This is a genomic window from Rheinheimera sp. 1928-s (genome assembly GCF_029269265.1).
Classification (GTDB): domain Bacteria; phylum Pseudomonadota; class Gammaproteobacteria; order Enterobacterales; family Alteromonadaceae; genus Pararheinheimera.
Window position 1 is genome coordinate 546820 of record NZ_JARIXP010000005.1, and the last position, 18224, is coordinate 565043.

The window sequence follows — 18224 nt, forward strand, 5'->3', positions numbered from 1 at the left end:
TATTATCCATAGTTACTCCATTTCTTGTTGTGCTAAGCATCTCGGTTAGGGACCTGTGCATCGGATAGCTAAGCTGTCAGTCAGTGTTTAACTTACGACGAATAGCAACACGGATCTGCTTTTCAGTCTCAACAATGGCAAACAAAGCTACACCTATGGTAAATACCATTACGCCGTCCCAAAACGGCACAGACTCTGTAGCAAACACTGTTTGCAGTGCTGGCAGATAGGTAATAGCAAACTGCGCTGCTGTCACTGCAATTACCACCATCCATACCACTTTTGTGCCACGTATTGCTTTCCACGTCAACGAAGTGCCGTAGATATTTCTGATAAAAAACAGATGAAAAATCTCCATGGCAACCAGGGTGTTAAGCGCTAAGGTACTCGCCAGCTCCATAGAGTAACCTCTTTCTATGGCGAAATAATAAATACCGTAAACGCCAGCTAAGAACAGCAATGAGACAAAGATGATATGCCATATCAGTTCAGCGCTTAACAAGGGCTCACTGCGCGGACGAGGCGGCCGGCGCATGGTATGGTCTTCAGTGGGCTCGAAAGCTAATGCAATACCCAAAGTAATGGCGGTAATAAGATTGATCCACAGGATCTGTACCGGAGTGATCGGCAAGGCAATACCTAAAAGCAAAGCCACAATAATCACCATGGCTTCACCTGCATTGGTTGGCAGTGTCCAGCTAATCACCTTTTTTAGATTGGCATACACTGTGCGCCCTTCACGAACAGCAGCAACAATAGAGGCAAAATTGTCATCTGCCAGCACCAGCTCTGCCGCTTCTTTGGCCGCTTCAGAACCTTTAAGCCCCATCGCAATACCTGCGTCAGCGCGCTTCAATGCCGGAGCATCATTAACGCCATCTCCTGTCATGGCCACCGTCATATCATGCGCTTGCAAGGCGGTCACCAGCCGTAGTTTATGCTCAGGACTGGTGCGGGCGAAAATATCACAGTCAAGAACACTGGTACTGAGCATCTGATCGTCCATCGCGTCCAAATCAGCACCTGTCAGCACTTTGTCTGGGTTTTGCAAGCCAATTTGGCGACCAATGGCTGCTGCTGTTTTCGCATGGTCGCCGGTAATCATTTTTACCCGGATCCCGGCTTCATAGCACTCTGCTATAGCGGCAATAGCTTCAGGTCGCGGCGGGTCGCTCATTCCTGCCATGCCCAGCAAAGTAAGCGAAGCCTCCACATCTTTATGCTGCAACACTGTATGTTCTGGTGACACCGTTTTCAGCGCAAAAGCCAGCACCCGTTGCCCCTTCGCTGCTATAGCTTCAGCTTGTTGCTGCCAATAGTCGGTATCGAGAGTTTGCTCTGTGCCATCACTGCCCATTTGCTGCTGGCACATACTCAGAATACGTTCCGGCGCGCCTTTCACAAAGACAAAAGCGTTTTGTTCATGGTCATGATTTAAAGTCGCCATAAAACGATATTGGGCATCAAAGGGAATGGCATCAGTACGAGTCCAGTCCTTTTGTCCTTTACGAAGCTCCATGCCCATTTTGCCGGCGAAAGCAAGCAAGGCCCCTTCCATTGGATCACCTTCAGCCTGCCATTGCCCCTCTTTTTCATGCAATGCAGCATCATTACAAAGTGCGGCCGCCCTGGCCAGTTGGTCCAATACCCCATAGTCAGCAGGGGAAACATGAGTGTCGTCCAACGACAACACACCTTCAGGCTTATAACCTTCACCTTCCAGGCTAAACAAGTGCTCTGAAGTCAGGACCGAAGTCACCAGCATTTCATTACGGGTTAAAGTGCCTGTTTTATCTGAACAAATCACCGAAACCGCCCCTAGTGTTTCAATGGCAGGCAGTCGCCGCACTATCACCTGTCGTTTGGCCATAGCTTGCACACCAACGGCCAGAGTAATAGTAAGTATGGCGGGTAAACCTTCAGGAATGGCGGCAACGGACAAACCGACCACAGCCATAAACAACTCAGGGAAAGCTGTGTTGGTAACAAAATAACCATAAAGCAGCAAAAGCGCCGCAATACAGAGGATCAGTACAGTCAGCCAGGTTGCAAAGACACTCATTTGTTTAACCAGAGGAGTGCTCAAGGTTTCTACTTCCGATAAAAGGTGACTGATCCGTCCTATCTCTGTATTTCCCGCCGTGGCCACCACAACGCCTTTGCCCTGACCTGCAACCACCAGAGTTCCGGAAAATGCCATGCAGAGACGATCACCAAGAGCTGCATCTGCAGCCACTGCTTTTGTCTGCTTTTGCACAGGCACAGACTCACCTGTCAGGATAGCTTCCTGTACTGACATACCATGGGCACTGAGCAAACGTAAATCGGCAGGTACTTTATCGCCAGCCTCCAGCAGTACTATGTCACCAGGCACCAGCTTTTCACCTTCAAGACTGCTGCGCTCACCACCCCGAATGACATTGGCACGAGGCGCAAGCATCTGACGAATCGCATCCATTGCCTTTTCTGCTTTACCTTCCTGAATAAAGCCCATAATGGCGTTAGCAACCACAACAGCCAGAATTACCCCGGTGTCGATCCAATGCCCCAGTACTGCGGTAATAAAGGCAGAACCAAGCAAAACATAAATGAGAATATTGTGAAAATGCAGTAGGAAACTTATCAATGCACTGCGTTTTTCCGCTTCGGGCAAACGATTAGGCCCATTTTTTTCAAGACGCGCTTGCGCCTCTTGCGCCTCCAAACCTGAAGTGGAACTCTTCAATTCATCCAGTGACGACTCAACAGGCTCACTATGCCAACTGGTTTTCTGCTTATCCAATTCTGATGTTTGCATTTTTTGCCCTGCCTTGTGTTGCACTCTGAACTGATGCAACTGGTTGTGAGTGATAGCTCTTTAAGTTTGCCAGCTTCATATCAGCCATACCCCAGTCTGGCAAAGGAGAACAGCTCAGTTAATGGATGTGGACGCCGCTCAATTTGTGCGCGTAATAAGCCAGCTCCAAGCATGCTGTAGGTAATGCCATTGCCGCCATAAGCCAGAGCAAAGACTACTCGAGGTCCGTACTGGCAATGCTGACCAAAAAGCGGCAATCCGTCTTTGGTTTCAGCAAATTTACCAGCCCAGGCGAAAGCCGGCTTTGCCTGAAGTTGCGGAAATAACAACGCAACTTTACGCTGTAAAGTTGCAGCTTTGCGGTCAACCAACTTATCTCTGCGTGCCGGAATATCGCAGTCATCATCTTCGCCCCCGACCAGGAGGCGCCCATCACCTGTGCTGCGTAAATAAAGATAAGGCCGTGATGACTCCCACAATAAAGTAGTGGCCAACCAGCCGAGTTGAGCTGGATCAACAGGGTCAGTGATATAGGCAAAGCTGCTGCGATTTTGTGCCACTTTTTGCTTTAACCAACACTGAGCTTCATAGCCGCTGGCGATCACCAGATGCTTCGCCTTAATCAGCCAGCCCTGATCTGTGATGAGCTGAACCGAACGCCTTGTTGCTTTGATAGTTTTCACTTCAGTGCGATCAAATACAGCGGTGCCCTGTTGCCGCATTCTATGCAGTAGTTTTGACGCAAGCCGGTAAGGATCAACCCGGGCAGCTACAGTGCTTAAAATAGCCGCTGGAGCTGTCAGTTGGTACTGTTCTTTCAGAGCTTGCCTGTTCAACCAATACACAGGAAAACCATGGTTTTTACGCCAGGAAAATTCATCAGCAAGACTCTGTTTATCCTTCGATTTACTGGCGTAATACAGGCTTTCACAGTGAGAAAAATCCACATCACCTATCTGTTGGGCTAACACTGCAACCTGGGCTATAGCCTTCAGGCTGGATTGATAGGCTAAAAGTGCTGAAGCCTCACCGTAGCTTTTGGCTATCTCTATGGCATGAGTATCAATTTCATACTGCAGTAAGGCGGTACTAGCTGAGGTGCTGCCCCAGCAGACATCCCGCTGATCAATCACGACCACATCATGCCCATGTGAAACCAGTTCATCGGCAATCAGAGCCCCGGTAATACCAGCGCCCATCACCACCACATCGCAGCTAAGGTTGCGATCAAGTTGCGGGAACGCATGCATAAGACCATTTTTGATGGCCCAATACGGATAACCGCTTTTTAAATCCACAGCTCGCTCCTTATGCTGAACGGAAAATATATTGAGGCCTGTCCAAGCTTCAAAACAACTGATTTACAGCCAGCCTGAGCGATGCAGGCCAGAGCGTCGGTGCGTTGCCACACTCAGGATAAAATCGGAACAGGCAGGCCAGATCTCGGCCACAGCTGTGGTGCAGAAAGAGAGTTCGTTATCGAACAGACATCACCTGCCAGCGGCGTAAGAATCGATACAGGTTAGCGCTTCCTGCTGTATTTCTTTTGTCTGCCGCCCACATCTCACCGGAGAAGAATTATGACGAAGAGTAAAAAACCAGATAAGCCGTCGCAGCTGAAAAACAAAGATGCCCTATCAATAGCCGCAACTCCTGGTCATCAGGCTGTACTGAAAACAAACGATATAGTGGCAGAGCAAGCCAGTGCTATAGACGCTTTAGTTGGCACAGTGCCTTACAATAGCAACAAAGCACTCGAATACGGTCACGACAACGCTTTAGCGCCACTGCCCGGCGCTACTGCAGAGCCTCGCTCTATTGCTTTGACCGCAAGCACAGCGACAGAAGATACAGGTACAGCCAAAACCGGCAGTGCAGTGCGCCCCGGCACTAATCCAACAGTGGCCTCACTGAATAGAGTTCGGGTTGATGCAAGTGACCGGCCTTTAACTACCAATCAGGGTGTTCGTATCAGTGACAACCAGAACAGCCTGAAAGCCGGTTTGCGTGGGCCAAGCTTGCTTGAAGATTTTATTCTGCGGGAAAAAATCACCCATTTTGACCACGAACGGATCCCGGAACGCATAGTCCATGCCAGAGGCTCTGGTGCACATGGTTACTTCAAAGCCTATGACGCGCTTGGCAAATATACCCGTGCCGCACCCTTCGCCGAAGAGGGTAAAATCACCCCGGTTTTTGTACGCTTTTCAACGGTCGCAGGCGAACGGGGTTCTAAAGACACAGCTCGTGATGTGCGTGGTTTTGCCGTGAAGTTTTATAGCGACGAAGGCAATTGGGACCTGGTAGGTAACAACATGCCGGTGTTTTTTATTCAGGATGCGATGAAGTTTCCTGATCTGGTGCACGCCGTCAAACCTGAACCCCATCACGGCATGCCGCAGGCTGCATCGGCGCACGATACCTTCTGGGATTTTGTATCTTTGATGCCTGAATCGACCCATATGCTGATGTGGCTGATGTCAGACCGCGCTCTACCACGCAGTTATCGCATGATGCAGGGTTTTGGCGTTCATACCTTCAGGTTGGTAAACGAAGAGGGCCAATCCATATTCTGTAAGTTTCACTGGAAACCACGACAAGGCACCCATGCGCTGCTTTGGGATGAAGCAGTGAAAATATCAGGCGCAGATCCCGACTTTCATCGCCGTGATTTGTGGGAAGCCATAGAATCGGGAGAGTTTCCGGAATGGGAGCTGGGTCTGCAGTTATTCACAGAAGAACAAGCAGCAGGCTTTAGTTTTGATGTGCTTGATGCCACCAAGCTGATCCCGGAAGAACTGGTACCAGTAACGCCTGTCGGACTAATGGTGCTGAATCGTAACCCTGATAACTTCTTCGCTGAAACCGAACAGGTGGCGTTTTGCACTGCACATATCATACCCGGCATAGATTTTTCCAATGATCCGCTGCTTGCAGGCCGGATCCATTCCTATGTGGATACCCAAATCAGCCGTCTTGGCGGTGCTAACTTTCATGAAATTCCGATCAACTCGCCACTTGCCTCAGTGCAAAATAACCAACGTGATGGCATGCACAGGCAAGCGCTCAATCGTGGCCGGGTTGCTTATGAGCCGAATTCATTGGCAGGTGGTTGCCCTTTTCAGGCCGGAGCAAGTCAATCAGCCGTCAGCCAGGCCGGTAACGGCGGTTTTATGTCCTTTCCTGACAGGGTCAGCGAAGACAAAGTGCGGGGCAAACCAGAAAAATTTGCCGAGCATTACCTGCAAGCTACCTTGTTTTTTAACAGCCAGACTGCAGTTGAAAAAGCCCATATTACCGATGCGTTTCGCTTTGAACTAAGCAAAGTGGCGGTGCCTGCCATTCGCAGTCGCATGCTGTCTTCTCTGGTCAATGTATGCCCTGATTTGGCCGCCGAAGTGGCAGCCGGTCTGGGCATGGACCTGCCAGACGCCATGCCTAAAGCCATTCTTGAACCGCAATTGCCTGAAGTCACAGCTTCAGCGGCCTTATCCATGATGGCATTGCCGGGCGAATGTGGTATTCGCACCCGTCAGGTAGCCATTCTGATCGAGGAAGGAATTCAGTACAGCTCGCTGCTTAGCCTTTATGACGCGCTGACAGAAGCTGGCGCTGTGGTTCATTTTGTTGGGCCACGCATTGGCATATTTACTTGCGCTTCAAGCGAAAAAATTGAAGCAGACCGCTCATTGGAAAACTCTCCGGCCGTGCTGTTTGATGCCGCTGTATTGCCCGATGGCAACGAAGCGGTTCGGGCTCTCGCCGCCAACAAGCATACGTCTGGATTTATCAAAGATTTGTACCGGCACTGCAAAACCATTCTTGCTTTGGGTGACGGCCGGGAGCTGCTTGATATAGCGGGCGTTGGGCCAGGTGTGGATGAAAACGAGGGCATTCTGATGGCAGACAACAGCAGTTTGGCCGCCATAGTGCCTGACTTCATTCATGCAGTGGCAGCTCATCGCCATCCATCCCGGGACCCAGCCACTAAAGCTGAGGCCAGTTAATAACTCCATCTGTGTGAGAGGTCTGCGCACAGCTTGCCACTGCTTCAAGTGGTGTTACCAAAGGATAAAACAATGAAAAAAACACCTTATATCAAAAAACAACTGCACGAGCTGCTGCATCAGGCGCTTGAGACAGAGCGCGGCGGCATAAAAATCTACGAAACGGCACTGTTATGCGCGCAAAACAAAGAGTTAAAAGCTGAATGGCAAGAGTATCTGGAACAAACAATCAGCCACGAACACGCGCTGGTGGATGTGTTTGGTGAGCTTGGTCTGGACCCTGACACCAGAACGCCAGGCCGTGAAGTAGTTGCTCACATTTGCGATTCTCTGGTGAAAGCCATGCTGATGGCCAAAGCAAGAGGCCGCGCCGCAGCAGCGCAACTGGTGGCTTGTGAGTGTGTGGTGTCGGCCGAAACCAAAGATCACCAAAATTGGGAGCTGATTGGGCATCTGGCAAAATATGGTCAGGGTGAAGAAACAGCTGCGCTTTTAGCTGCGTTTGAGCTGGTCGAGCACCATCATTTGTATCACACCAAAGGTTTCCTGCGCGAATTATGGATCGAATCCCTGGGTTTACCAGCTGTTCTGCCGCCTCCGAAAGAAGTTAAAAAAGTAGAAACCGCCATAGGTGCGGTGCGAGCGGTGCACCAGCGCGACAGTATGCTGAAGTCTCAACACTAATGAATACCACACAGAGAACTTTCAACGAAAGCAATGCAGCCAACACAGATGCCAGCAGGCTCACTTACCTTACGACCTTAGTGATAGATAACAGCAATGGAGAATCTTATGTCATACGTTAACCTGGGTTTGGACCCGATGAGAGAGCCGCTCGCTCCTTCACACATTGTTGATAGATCCGCAGGCAACCAGAGCGCAGTATCATGGGCGGCGATTTTTGCCGGAGCTGCCGGAGCGGCTGCCTTGTCATTGTTACTGATGATCCTTGGCACAGGGCTGGGATTTTCTGCAGTATCGCCATGGAGTATGGAAGGTATCAGTGCCACCAGCTTTGGTGTTGCAGCTATCGTCTGGCTAAGTTTCACCCAGCTGGCTGCATCCGGCATGGGTGGCTATTTAGCTGGGCGCTTGCGTACCAAATGGACAGACTTGCACACAGATGAAGTGTACTTTCGCGATACAGCCCACGGCTTTCTTACCTGGGCCGTCGCATCACTGCTGACAGCGGTCATCATGACATCAGTCGTAAGCGCAGTGGGCAGTGGTATGCGTGCCAGCGCTGAAATGGTTGGCGGGGCAGCAGGTGCTGTAGCCGGCACAGCTGCAGGTTCAGCGGCAACTATGGCAGCCAGTGAAGACGGCTCTGGCGACAACAAAAATGCTCTGGGCTATTTTGTCGATTCATTATTCCGTGCTGATGCACAAAGCTCCACTGAAAGCACCACCCCACAGGCAAATCAACCTTCGCCTGATGTTCTGGCTGGACGAGTCGCGTCACAGACAAATGAACTGACTCCTGAAGCCCAGGCACAAGGAGCTACAGCACCAGCAAATGAACCAGCTCCACAAGTACAAACTGAAAGAGCTGCGTCGCGCAGCAATGGATCGGATCAGGAAGTTCGTGACATTCCTGCTGGTGAAGTGACACGGATATTCGCCCGAGCCATGTACGCAGGCGAGTTACCAGAAGAAGATCAAAGCTATATAGCTCAATTGATCGCACAGCAGACCAATCTGAGCCAGCAGGATGCTGAGCAACGTGTATCAGAGGGCTTTGATAAAGTAAAAATCATGCTGGAAAACGCTGAAACTACAGCTCGTGAAGCTGCTGATGAAGCCCGCAAAGCATCAGCTTATGCCGCACTCTGGATGGCTGTAGCCCTGTTATTTGGCGCATTTATCGCAAGCCTGATGGCGGTTTATGGCGGTCGTCAACGTGATGCTTAAATCACACCCACTCGATTAAAAGGAGATTGTTATGCGTTCAGTATTGCTCTGGTTTCTTGGGATCCCAATTCCCATCATTATCTTAATCGCGATACTCTTTTAGAGCACGCGACCTCCTTTACCAGTGTGCCTGAGGCTATCTGGTAAAGGTTTTTTATTGGCCGAACAAGGACAAACGGCAGAAGATTCTTCCCTGCCGTTTATTCATACTGAACAACAACTTTAATGGATAACTTTACCTTTATGGATCACTGCAAAAATCTTTTGGCTATTGCGAATATCTTCAATGGGTGAACTGTCCAGAATCACTACACTAGCTTGCGCACCAGCTTGTAAGCCTGCTGGTTTGCCCAAAAAAAGCCTTGCATCACTGGTCGCACTGGCCAACGCTTGCCAGTTGTTTAGTCCTGAGGCAACAAACTTTTCCATCTCCCGATGCACAGTAAAACCTTGTAAAGTGCCATAGTTGCCTGCGTCAGTGCCGCTCAGTAACAACACATCAGCCGCCACCAGATGTTTCATCGACAAGTAGTATTTTTCAGTTCTTTGTTTGGCTTGTTGCTTTTTTTCGGGCGTCATATCACCAGCTGCTTTTTGATAACCCTGAATAATACGGGGGGCCGCTAATTGTTTGGCAAGAGCAGATTGCAGCACATCGGAGAACATAAACTCATATTCATCGGTATCACAGGCGAGAGTTGGAATAACAACCACTTGATTGACAGCCAACCTTTGCGCTAATTCAGCAGTGATTGCTGCATCATCCGGCAAGTGAGTGATAGCATCAGCACCAGCAGCTATAGCACTGTCGATATCAGCCAAAGTATGAATATGCACTATGGTTTTTATACCCCGCTTTTTCGCTTCATTCACTGAGGCTTTAAGTAATGCAGGTGGAAGCGATGGTAAGCTGCCGCCTATAGTACTGACCAGCTTAATCACATCGGCTTGTTTAGCTGCTAGCTCAGCAATATGCTGCTTAGCTTCATCTTCGCTGGCGATGGTCCGGGTTTTACCAAATTGCGAGCAGTGCCCTCCTGGCGCGGTTAAACAAGACAAGCTGGTATAAATATCAGCACCAGCTATTAAGCCCTGTTGTTGCAGCCGTCTGTGTTCAAATAGCTGCTCTTCATTGCCAAATAAATCAACAAAACCCGTCACTCCTGCATGCAACACCACTTGAGCCGTGGTGCCTGGCCCCATAATTTCACTTTGAGCATTTGGGCCACGATTGCCAAAAGCATGGGTATGCATATCGATAAGCCCTGGGATCACAAACTTGCCATTAATATCCAGCTGTTGCCCGGTAAAATTAGCCGGAATACTATCCAATCTGGCAATAATGCCGGTTTCATCCAGCAGCAGATGTTGTTTGGTGATGCTCTGATCACTGGGATCCAATAAAGTACCATTGGTCAGAAGTAGCTGCCCGGCAAAGACGGGTAATGCTGAAACACAATAAATACTGAGGAAAAGTGTGAGTTTTATCAGGCTGTTCTTCATACGGCACCTCCATGTGCCGTACCCTGACGGGCAGCCTGCGGCCGTGGAAATTGTCTATCCTGCCAATTTTTCATACGGCACCTCCATGTGCCTTACCCTGACGGGCAGCCTGCGGCTGTGGAAATTGTCTATCCTGCCAATTTTTCATTCTTAATCCCTTAGTTCAAACGGCTTTTTGTGGAAAAAATATTACTCAGAGGCCCACACAAATGAGCCACCAAACTTTGTTTACACCACTTAGTCGTAGCAAAAAGGGAAAAGGTTTGAATGTGTTTCAAATACTTATAAAAAATTGTCTGCCAAAGGTGTCTCTGTTTTTATCCTTAACACTTGGGCCCCAACGTTAGTTTGGTTGCATTTGTCAGTCGGCTACAACTGAATCACAGCTAACATATCCTCGCCCTCTTCATCCATACCTACCTCAACAAAACCAAAGCTGGCATAAAAATCCCTGGCTACCGGATTTTTGGGGTTATAACAAATTTCAATTTGCTGCAGGCCCGGACTTTGTTTTATCTGCTCCACTGCAAGATTTAATGCAATCCGGCCTATGCCTTGTTGTTGATGGTGTTGATCCACCATAAAGCGCCAAATTGATACTTTTTCGCTGGACTCTTTCACCCACATTAAAAAACCAACAGGCCTCTCATGCACACAGATGGCTCGGGTTTCATAACCCTCGTTAAACATAGCTTCCACCAGTGACCACATATTGCTGGCCACATAGTCCTGTTGATCCTCTGTTACATCCAGATCACACACAGCTTCATAATTTTCTTTAGTAACTTGCTCTAGCAATACCTGCACGGTTTGTCCTTAAACGTAGGGAAAAGGTCACGGCGCATCAGCGCCAGAGTGTTTAGCCTGCACTCGGGTAGTATTTCTTTGGAGTAACAACTGTAAAACCTGTAGTGTTTGGGTAAATAGACAAAAAAGCCAGGTGCTCATCATCTTCCGATACTTGATGGCAAGGAGACTGACCCGCAACTATCTCACAAAAAAATACAACTCACATCTATCCTTGTCACACATCATCCTGATGGATCAGCCTGCCAGGTGTTGTTACCCAAAACACTAAGACGGCTTTTATTTTTTGTAAGAGAACCCTGCTCCTGTTCAGCTTAACTTTGCAATTGCAGACGTTGACTGACCAGCCATCGATAGCGGACTATTTCCCCACTACAGTTGGCTGGTGGAGCTCATTTAACAAACAACAGGACAGAGTGTTCAGGTATTTTGTATAACAAACTCATGAAACTCGTCATTTTCCGGTGGGCTTAATTCATCCACTGATTTAATTGGGAGTTTTGCAAACAAATGTTGCCAGAAACTATAAGCGGCGCGATCTTCGTTATAGACAGCCACATGCCACTCATTGCCAGAATTTAATAACAACTTATCAATCGCAAAAGTAGCGATCCCGAGGTTGCGATATTTTGGTAACACAAAAATATCTGAAAGCTCAGGCATTTCTCTGCCCGCTATTTCTGTAGATTCAACGGTAACAAAGCCCGCAACAGCATTGTCAACGCAAATTAACCAGGCTTCGCAGTCCTCGATACCTTGAACAACATCGGCCAGATAGTCATCGTCAATATCAAATAGTCCCTTTTCACTGACACTATCGCCATTGAACGTACTTTGATGATATGCATAAAATTGCCACAGACTGGACAATAACCCGACTTCATTTTCTTTGAATTTTCTTACTTCAATTTTCATACAAACATCCTATCTGATGAAATATCTGAGATGGCGATAACCAGCTCGCCTTTGTGATTCTCTTGATTGGACGTGAAAAATAATTTATTTATCAAAGACTTTCAATAGCGAATACTAGAATCTTTGGAGTTCGTTACAGAGCCTTCCTCAGCATCATGCTACTTAGCTGCACCCTTACTTTTTACCGCTATTAAAAATATCAGGGTACAAAGCACAACCATCAGATCCATGCCGATAGCCAAGCCTGCTTTCAGTAAAAAACTCTGGCCGTACATAAAGAGCAGCGCCACAAAAATCAGTTTGCTGAGGGCCGCTATAGTTGCAGTAAAAACTCTGTACTTTTTATTGAATGCACCATAGATCAGCATCAGCCCCATAAGGCCAACCAAAGCAGACCAGCTACGGATAATCAATGATTCAAGTTCGCCATTAAATGAGCTACCGAACATGGACTGCAGCGCAGCCTGAGGTGCAAAAAGACCATAAAGCATAGTGGAGGTCAGCACACCGGACAGCACCATCAGCCATTTAAAATTCCGTAGAATAAAATTCATCATTCCCTTCCATGCTTTTCGTTAGGGTTGCGGTTTACTCTATCGCCTGCACAGCCTGAATGGCAAATATAGCATTTCAGAGTTCACTTTATGAAGCACACCCTAATTGCCTGAAGAATAAATGGTAAAAGCTAACTTTAGCGACACTAAGGTGAGTGATTTAAGAAAAACGTATTGAAATCCAAGTACACAGGCATAAGCTTTCTATCAGTCAAAAGCATAAAAGAAAGCAGAAAAATATCCAATTTGCAGGCCTGCTGTCTTTGAAAACCTATGGTTAGGCGAGAGCGATGATCAATAGCGCAACTGCACTTCAAAGCAAAAATCAGAAGTAAGCTGACAAGGTTACTGTTCGCTTCTGCTGTAATCTGTATCTCTGCTTGTTCAATGACTCAGGACGAAAACGTGACAGAAAAAACGAATCCAGCGATGTATTTTGAGATCCCCGTAACAGATATGAGAGGCATTCTACGAAAGGGGATTTGGTTTTGATTTTCAAATTGCAAAGATCCACGGCAATCAAATGGCGTATTTGCCTTTCAACATCGATGGCTCAGGGATCTGTGGCTCATTAGCGCTGGGTGAAATCTATATGCCCTCACAGCAAGGCACATTGATTTACTTGCATTCCAACAACATAGACGAGACGTTGCGACGCGCGGAGTTAACTGGCGCCAACATTCTTTTTCCTAAAACGAAAGCGAGCGACTACTCATTCGTTGCTGAAATTGAAGATAGCGAAGGTAATCGCATTGGCATCATTGAGTCTTTACCATAAATGTTGAACTCAAAGCCCTGGTTACAGCGGTTTGCCTAAAGGGCTTTTATCTCCCGCTGAATTCTGCATCTTGAAGTTACTTGGGTATACACAGCCACTCTTGCCTTTCAAGTCTGTAGTATTTGACAGCACGTTCAGCAACAACGTCATCCCTTACATACTTAAAGCCACTTTTGGTGATCACTTTGCCTGAGGCCGGGTTTTCACTAAGATGCCTTGCATCAATACAGGACAAAGCGTAGTGGTTAAAACCGAACTCAAGGATCCGCATAGAAGCTTCAGTGCAATAACCTTGTCCCCAATAAGGCAGGCCTATCCAATACCCCAGATTCCCTGTCTGCCCTGAAATTTGCGTAATACTGACAGCGCCTATAAGTTCGCCGGTTTCCCGGATCACAATAGCAAACACGACCGCAGTTCTGTTTTTACACCAGACGTCATGCAAGCCAATCCATTCCTCTGCCATACCATCCAGATAAGGATGAGGTATGTTTTCTGTCATATCGGCAATTATTTTTTCACCGGCCAGCAGTTGAACTCTTTGCGCATCTTCTGCTTTAAAAGGTCGGAGAATTAATCTCTCTGTCTTTAATGTCGGTATCATTGTTGTCCTCAGCTATATCCGTCCACTGGTTCATCTGACGCTGGTACCTGCTGGTAATCACATGCGTTTGTCAGCTTAGCGTTCAACAGGCAAAACACTGTTACTTCCCCAGTCAGACCATGAGCCATCGTACAAAATCAGCTGACTGTAACTGTAACCCGCGACAACAGCAGCCAGCAAGGTAATGCATGCGGTGATACCAGAACCACAAGAAAATACGAGCGTTGTGTTATTGCTTCCGGCCAGATTTAAGAAAATCTCAGATAACTGTTCAGGGCTTTTAAAACAATGCCCATTCAACACCTCTGGAAACGGCAAGTTTAAAGCACTAGGAATATGACCACTGCGCACACCTGCCCTTGGTTCCGGAGCTAACCCCAAGAATCGCTCTTTCGAGCGCGCATCAATGAGAGTTAGCTGTCCACCTGCTCTTTTGTCCATGATGTAATTGGAGTCGCATATAAAATCTGACTGAAGCTTTCCATTCATCTGACCTGGTACTGGTTCATCGACAGATAAACCCGATACCACCGCCCTTTTTTCGGACAACCATTGAGGTAAACCGCCATCCAGCACAAAGCTATGTTTACAGCCCATTGCCTGAAAAACCCACCAGGCCCGTGGCGCTGAATAAACGCCCTGATTGTCATAAAAAACAACGATACTTTCAGCATTTATACCAAGCCGCTGAACCTGCCGCGTGAATTGATCTTCCACAGGGAAGGCGTGAACTTGCGTAGAGGTTAAATCACACAATGATCTTTCTAAATCAAGATGCTGGCTATTTGGTATAAAGACTGGCCTGTCATATTCAATAGCTTTTTTACCCACCACTTTGCTCATACTCACATCAATAAGCACAAGTCGCTGATTGTTTAAATTGGCTTCGAGCCAAGAAGTGGTGACAAGAGGGAATTCCATTTTTTCTCCTATCTAAAACGACAACACAACGCAGCAGCAGAGGCATAACCAGCCCGATATTTAAGCGCGTATCCTGTATTCATTGGCAGTAAAACTACTGAGAAAAACCAGAAAGTACAATAGTTTAGTGGCTCAGGCATGTAAAACCCGGAAATAATACAGCAACTTTGCCTGACAATGCCGCTGTATGCTTTTGCAGCAAACCAGATTGCAGACACAAAAAAGCCCCTATTAGATCAGGGGCTTTTTTACTGATGGCTTACTAGCTTAGTTAAGCACGTTCAGGAGTACGCTCTAGTACAGCCAGCAATAATTCCCAGTACTGACCAACTGTGGTGATGTTGACCATTTCATCCGGACCATGCGGGAAGCGGATGGTCGGGCCTATCGACACCATATCCATATCCGGATAAGGCTTTTTAAACAAACCACACTCTAAACCAGCGTGGATCACCATAATGACCGGTGCTTTGTTATAAATATCCTGATAGGTGTCGCGCACTATGGCCATCACTGGCGAATCCGGGTTCGGTTTCCAGCCAGGGTATGCACCGCTGAACTTCACTTGTGCCCCAGACAACTGCGCCAGTGAAGTTAACATGCTTTCAACCTGCTCACGACCGCTGTCAATTAAGGAGCGGATTAAACAGAGCACCTGAATGCTGTTTGTTTTGGTGCTGATCACGCCCATATTTAATGAGGTTTCAGTCACGCCTTCTACTTCATCACTCATCCGCATCACGCCGTTAGGGCAGACATTGAGTAAGTGAACTAAAGTAGTTTGAGTTTCCGCAGTCAGTACCTGAGCCGGAGTAACCACCTCGGCCAGACTGAGTTTTAATGCAGGTTCAACCGCAGCTAATTCAAACTGCAACAAGGCTTCAAATTGTGTCACCGCTTGTTGCAACTGGGTCAGTTTTTCCGAAGGAACAGTTAGCCTGACTGTCGCTTCACGTGGTATCGCATTACGTAACGAACCACCGCTAAAGCTGGCGATGGCCAATTCCAGTTCTGTTGCATGGTCAGCTAAAAAACGCGCCAACAGTTTATTGGCATTGCCACGGCCCAGATGAATATTCACACCTGAATGGCCACCTTTTAAGCCTGTTAGACTTAAATCAAAAGTGGTTACACCATCAGATGCGGCTTGCCACACGACTGGTACTGTAAATTCAGCGTCCACGCCACCGGCGCAGCCCATGTAAATTTCGCCTTCTTGCTCAGAGTCGGTATTGATCAGAATTTCGGCATCCAGCATGCCAGGTTCTACACCAAAGGCACCTGTCATACCAGCTTCTTCGTCTATGGTCAGCAGCACTTCCAAAGGACCGTGTTTAATATCGTCACTGCCTAAAATGGCCAGAGCTGAGGCCATACCTATACCATTGTCGGCGCCTAGCGTTGTGCCTCTGGCTTTTACCCAGTCACCGTCGACATATGCATCTATAGGATCTGTAGTGAAATCATGGTTTTTATCGGCGTTTTTTTGCGGCACCATATCCAGGTGCGCCTGAATAACCACCACTTTACGATTTTCAAAACCTGGTGTTGCAGGCTTTTTAATGATCAGGTTGCCCACTTTGTCTTCAACAACAGTTAAGCCTTTGTCACGCGCCCAGTGTTGAATATGCTGGCTTAACGCCTGCTCGTGTTTCGACGGGTGCGGAATAGCACAAATTTGACCAAACCATTGCCATAAAGGCTGTGGGTATAAGGATGATAATGCTGACACAACAACTCCTGATTAAGACGCTCAGCTAAAAACGCGGGCATTTTAACATAAAGCACAGCTGGTGCAGCGCTGTAAACTTTGAGTTCCCTCTTCTGCAAAAGGGCGGCAGTGTAAAGATGTAGTGTCAGGATTTTTATCCACTTCAGATAAGCGGAAACTTTGACGTTTTATTTACATTGTTACTGATAACTTTTACTACACCATAAGTTACAGAGAATGTTCTATGTATAAATTAACTGTTTTTTTGACTGCGACTTTGCTGGCCTTGGCTGGATGCGGAGGAATGGAATCCTGGATCCATAAAGATGTAAACAGCTCATTTACGGAAAGGAAATTCAGCAAGCAAGAGTTAGCTGCTGACCTTGCTTATCTGAAAAAACAGATGGCTGAACGCCATCCTGCCTACTCGGAATTTACTGATCAACAAGCAATAGATCATCAGCACGCCTTTATAGAAAGCCAGTTAAAAGACGGGATGACACGGCAGGAGTTCTTCAGGATCGCAGGCAAAATCAATCCATTGTTCAATGATGGTCACAGCTTTATATTCCCATTGCTGGCAGAAACCAGCTTTGACAAGAAATCTGGCCATAAAATCTTTCCTTTTAGGCTCACAGTCAATGGCGGCAGGCTGTATCTGGAGCACTCTTATTCAAGGAAATCTGACTCAATACGATTAGATAAAGGCACTGAAATTATCAGTATAAATGGAGTCTTCAGCTCCGATTTACTGAACGAGCTTCAAAGCTACAGTCATGGCGAGACAGAGGAGCTGAGAAAACATATGGGAACCTTATTGTTTCCGTACTGGCTAAATGCACTCTGGGATTTTAAAGATCATTTTCATCTACGTATAAAAACCCAACAGCAACAGATGTCTTTAGAGCTAACCCCTTTGGATCAGTGGGAAATCACTGACGGGCAAGTACAGGACAACTGGTTTCGGGTTTTACCACAGAATATCGCCTATCTGCGGCTTGGTACTTTCGATGTAGCCTCAGCGTCTGCTGATTACTCAGAACTGATCCAGACAAGCTTCACAGAAATAGCAGAGAAGAGAATTGATAAACTCATTATTGATGTCAGAGGTAACACAGGGGGGCAAACGGATGCAGGCGCTGAAGTGATCAGCTATTTAACCAACACAACTATTCATCAGTCGGCGAAAGCCACAGAGAAGTTAACTCAGGAAACTAATGGCCTTTTTGGCTACAAAGGAAAGCCAGGGGAAACCATAGAGCTGGATGTGCTTAATGCAGAAAGCATAAAACCAGCGGATAAACACTTGCAGTTCGGCGGAAAGGCTGTAGTACTGATCAATGAAATGACCTACTCTGCTGGTATTGTATTTGCCACCACTGTGCAAGATCATCAACTGGCTACACTGATGGGTCAAGCCACGGGAGGCCATGCCAACCAAACAGGTAACCTTGTGCCTTTTTATCTTCCGAACACAAAATTGCTGGTGTTGGCTCCCAGCCGTTACATTATTCGGGCTTCTGGCAGTCACAAAAAACAGCCCGTACAGCCGGACATTCTGACCGATTACCAGGCAGCTAGTGAGCAGGATCATACACTTTTAGCGGCCAGCCTTTTGCTGCAACAGAAGTAACTCACAGACAGTATTGCGATTCAGCTTTGCGCTGATATATCGCTATACCAGAGCGTGGATCGGGTCTAAGCTGACTGTGACAG

Annotated in this window: 15 protein-coding genes; 5 read left to right on the forward strand and 10 right to left on the reverse strand. The window is 47.4% G+C overall.

Annotation, left to right across the window (positions count from 1 at the left end; all coding sequences use genetic code 11):
- Positions 1-76: 76 nt before the first annotated feature.
- Both P3C17_RS15575 and P3C17_RS15580 read right to left on the reverse strand, forming a co-directional pair.
- Positions 77-2797 carry a cation-transporting P-type ATPase gene (locus P3C17_RS15575; protein ID WP_300930287.1) on the reverse strand — a complete coding sequence of 907 codons (2721 nt, stop codon included), beginning with the start codon at positions 2795-2797 and terminating at the stop codon, positions 77-79.
- Between the two features lie 80 nt (positions 2798-2877).
- Positions 2878-4095 (reverse strand): FAD-dependent oxidoreductase, encoded by a 1218-nt coding sequence (locus tag P3C17_RS15580; RefSeq protein ID WP_300930288.1) that lies wholly within the window; start codon positions 4093-4095, stop codon positions 2878-2880.
- Between the two features lie 282 nt (positions 4096-4377).
- Here P3C17_RS15580 and P3C17_RS15585 point away from each other — a divergent pair, with 282 nt between their 5' ends.
- The 3 genes from P3C17_RS15585 to P3C17_RS15595 all read left to right on the forward strand — a co-directional run bounded on the left by P3C17_RS15585 (position 4378) and on the right by P3C17_RS15595 (position 8715).
- Positions 4378-6804 carry a catalase gene (locus P3C17_RS15585; protein ID WP_300930289.1) on the forward strand — a complete coding sequence of 809 codons (2427 nt, stop codon included), beginning with the start codon at positions 4378-4380 and terminating at the stop codon, positions 6802-6804.
- A 72-nt stretch (positions 6805-6876) separates the two neighbouring features.
- Entirely contained in the window at positions 6877-7488 is a 612-nt protein-coding gene (locus tag P3C17_RS15590; RefSeq protein WP_300930290.1) for a hypothetical protein, read from the forward strand.
- 108 nt (positions 7489-7596) lie between these two features.
- Positions 7597-8715: a hypothetical protein gene (locus tag P3C17_RS15595; protein ID WP_300930291.1), complete on the forward strand. Its 1119-nt coding sequence runs from the start codon at positions 7597-7599 to the stop codon at positions 8713-8715.
- 222 nt (positions 8716-8937) lie between these two features.
- Here P3C17_RS15595 and P3C17_RS15600 read toward each other — a convergent pair whose 3' ends face one another.
- From P3C17_RS15600 to P3C17_RS15615, 5 genes are all read right to left on the reverse strand, one after another.
- Positions 8938-10218 carry an amidohydrolase family protein gene (locus P3C17_RS15600; protein WP_300930292.1) on the reverse strand — a complete coding sequence of 427 codons (1281 nt, stop codon included), beginning with the start codon at positions 10216-10218 and terminating at the stop codon, positions 8938-8940.
- Between the two features lie 369 nt (positions 10219-10587).
- Positions 10588-11025, reverse strand: coding sequence for a GNAT family N-acetyltransferase (locus P3C17_RS15605; protein WP_300930293.1), 438 nt, complete (start codon positions 11023-11025; stop codon positions 10588-10590).
- 52 nt (positions 11026-11077) lie between these two features.
- Entirely contained in the window at positions 11078-11209 is a 132-nt protein-coding gene (locus P3C17_RS21255; RefSeq protein WP_346015671.1) for an HIT domain-containing protein, read from the reverse strand.
- Between the two features lie 236 nt (positions 11210-11445).
- Positions 11446-11940 (reverse strand): GNAT family N-acetyltransferase, encoded by a 495-nt coding sequence (locus P3C17_RS15610; RefSeq protein ID WP_300930294.1) that lies wholly within the window; start codon positions 11938-11940, stop codon positions 11446-11448.
- Between the two features lie 158 nt (positions 11941-12098).
- A complete protein-coding gene (locus P3C17_RS15615; RefSeq protein ID WP_300930295.1) occupies positions 12099-12497 on the reverse strand; it encodes a hypothetical protein in 399 nt (132 codons plus the stop codon).
- Between the two features lie 520 nt (positions 12498-13017).
- On the opposite strand from P3C17_RS15615, the gene P3C17_RS15620 reads away from it, so the two are divergent.
- Positions 13018-13272, forward strand: a complete 255-nt coding sequence (locus P3C17_RS15620) for a hypothetical protein (protein WP_300930296.1) — start codon at positions 13018-13020, stop codon at positions 13270-13272.
- Positions 13273-13348: 76 nt separating this feature from the next.
- Here the strand turns inward: P3C17_RS15620 and P3C17_RS15625 are convergent, their stop codons facing one another.
- The 3 genes from P3C17_RS15625 to P3C17_RS15635 form a co-directional block, all read right to left on the reverse strand.
- Entirely contained in the window at positions 13349-13876 is a 528-nt protein-coding gene (locus tag P3C17_RS15625; protein WP_300930297.1) for a GNAT family N-acetyltransferase, read from the reverse strand.
- Between the two features lie 75 nt (positions 13877-13951).
- Positions 13952-14797 (reverse strand): sulfurtransferase, encoded by an 846-nt coding sequence (locus tag P3C17_RS15630; protein ID WP_300930298.1) that lies wholly within the window; start codon positions 14795-14797, stop codon positions 13952-13954.
- 271 nt (positions 14798-15068) lie between these two features.
- Positions 15069-16529 carry an aminoacyl-histidine dipeptidase gene (locus P3C17_RS15635; protein WP_300930299.1) on the reverse strand — a complete coding sequence of 487 codons (1461 nt, stop codon included), beginning with the start codon at positions 16527-16529 and terminating at the stop codon, positions 15069-15071.
- 283 nt (positions 16530-16812) lie between these two features.
- Between P3C17_RS15635 and P3C17_RS15640 the strand changes: the two genes are divergently transcribed.
- The gene (locus P3C17_RS15640; protein WP_300930300.1) at positions 16813-18141 is read left to right on the forward strand and encodes a S41 family peptidase; all 1329 of its coding nucleotides are present in this window, start codon (positions 16813-16815) and stop codon (positions 18139-18141) included.
- Positions 18142-18224 lie beyond the last annotated feature (83 nt).